Source organism: uncultured Campylobacter sp., assembly GCF_938018145.1.
Lineage (GTDB): Bacteria > Campylobacterota > Campylobacteria > Campylobacterales > Campylobacteraceae > Campylobacter_A.
The window spans coordinates 1-2,267 of sequence record NZ_CALIII010000076.1; the positions used below are offsets into that span (position 1 = coordinate 1).

General features: G+C 45.8%; 2 protein-coding genes. Both read right to left on the reverse strand.

Annotated elements, in window-relative coordinates; all coding sequences use genetic code 11:
- Positions 1-159 precede the first annotated feature (159 nt).
- The gene (lpxC, locus tag Q0338_RS01685; RefSeq protein ID WP_295144988.1) at positions 160-1,044 is read right to left on the reverse strand and encodes a UDP-3-O-acyl-N-acetylglucosamine deacetylase; all 885 of its coding nucleotides are present in this window, start codon (positions 1,042-1,044) and stop codon (positions 160-162) included.
- A 63-nt stretch (positions 1,045-1,107) separates the two neighbouring features.
- Positions 1,108-2,267: M23 family metallopeptidase (locus tag Q0338_RS01690; protein ID WP_298085247.1), on the reverse strand; the 1,160-nt coding region annotated here is incomplete at its 5' end.

The following is a 2,267-nucleotide window of genomic DNA, read 5'->3' on the forward strand; positions in this document are numbered from 1 at the left end:
GATTAAATTTGCCGCCGTTTAAGATCTCGTCCATTATTTTTACGAGGGAGACGTCGGATTTTTCTTCGCTAGAAATTTGCTCTAAAAGCTCGCCGTTTTCGTCATAAATGCCGACGATTAGCGGCGAGCTAAGAGCGATAACTAAAATTTGGATATTTTTTATGCAAATACCTTTTGGTACTCGCGCGCGAAATCGCCTTTTAGCGTGACGATTTCGTAGTTTTTATCGTCGCTTAGGATAGCTAGCGTTAGCTCGTGGTTTAGCTCGTGGCTGCCCGCAAAGCTCGTATAATCAGCCATCAATGGCGCGCCCATCAGGCTTAGATCGCCGATCGCGTCTAAAATTTTATGACGAACGAATTCGTTTTCAAAGCGCAGGCCTTCGGGATTTAAAATTTTATTATCGTCGATAACCACGGCGTTATCTAGGCTGCCGCCGAGGGCTAAATTTTGCGCTCTTAGCATCTGTACGTCTTTTAAAAATCCAAACGTCCTAGCGCGCGCGATCTCCTCGATGTAGGCTTGTTTGCTAAACTCAAACACGTAGTTTTGCTCGCCGATTATCGGGTGGGCAAATTTGATAGTAAAGTCGAATTTCGGGTTATTTGACGGCGTTACTCTGGCGAATTTTCCGTTTTTATTTACTTCTACCGGGCGTTTGATTACGATTACTTTTTTATCTGCGTCAAGCTCCGCTGTGCCCGCTTCATCCAGCATCATGCAGTAGCTTATCGCCGAGCCGTCCATGACCGGCACCTCGTTGGCGTCCAGGACGATACGGACGTTGTCTATGCCGTAGCCGTTTATCGCGCTAAGGAGATGTTCGATCGTCGAAATGTAGCCCTCTTTGCCGCCGATTACGGTTGCCATTTGAGTGTTTATCACGTTTTTCGGCTCTGCTTTAAAGCTCACTCCGAGGTCTTTTCTGTAAAATATTATTCCCGAATTTGCCCCGAGCGGTTCAAGCGTGATTTTTATCGGTTCGCCCTTGTGAAGTCCGATGCCTACGCCTTCTACGGTTGATTTTATGGTTGTTTGTTTCAAATTTTCGCCCTTATTTTTCTTATTCTTGCCATTATACAACAAATTTACAACAAAATGGCAAATTTATTCGACCATTTTTTTGGCAGCGCTCAAAACGCCGGTTACATTATCCTTCATCCAGCCGTTATCCATCCACTCCTCGGGGCGCACTTCTATGCCTTGAACTAGCATGCCAAAGTGCAAATGATCACCCATCGCTAGACCCGTAACGCCCGTGTTTGCGATGACGTCGCCCGCCTTGACGGAGTCGCCGGCTTTGACGTTTAGCGAGCTGCAGTGTCCGTAGAGCGAAAATAGCCCGAATCCGTGATTTATCAGGACGTTACGCCCGTAGATGCCGTTATCCGCGGCAAATTCGACCGTGCCGTCGTTGTTAGCGACGATGTCGGCTCTTTGCGTCGAGGCTAGGTCGATGCCCATGTGCCAGCTTTCGCTGATGTCTTTATCCTCAAATGTATAATATCTGTGGTCGCCAAAGCTCGCTACCGCTTTGCCGTTTTTTAGCGGGTAAAATTTATTTACGCTAAAGTTTTCCGCCGCGTCTATCTCGACTTTTGCGGCGATTTGCGAGATTATTTTCTCATTTGCCTCGCGGAGATTTTCATTTACGAATTTCATCTTTTCCAGATTGCTCATAGCGTCGTAGTTTTTAGCGTATTGCTGCGCTAGTTCTGGGATTTTTTCGTTTAAAAATCTACTTTGGCCGTCTAGTTTTATCTTTGAGATGCGGTATTTTTTGTCTTGGTAGAAAAATCTTATCTTGCTTTTGGTTATATTTCCCGCCGCGTCAAGCGCCACGACGTCGGCGCTAAACGAGCCTTGCTGCGCCGGCCAAGCCACTAAAGAAGCGTAGTAGCCGTCTTTTACGAATTTGCTCGGAATAAATTTTTTGCCGTAGTTCGTCTCGATATAGACCTCTTTTAGCATTTCATCAGTCGCCTTAAACACGACCGTCGCGCTACCGCCTTTTGTGATGGCGTATGAGTGGTTTAGGATGTTTACGTCGGGTTTTTTGTTATCGACGGTGATTTTTACCTCTTTTTTTTGCGTGTTGCCGAGGAAAAATCCCCATTTGCTAGTATCGGTGGCCTCGATTACGATGTTGTAGATATCTTTTTGTGCTCCAAATCCCGTTTTAGGAAAGGTTAAATTTAAATCGACGATTTCGGACGGCGCTTCAAATTTTTGAGTTAGCAAATTTACGCTGCCTTTTTCGTCTACGA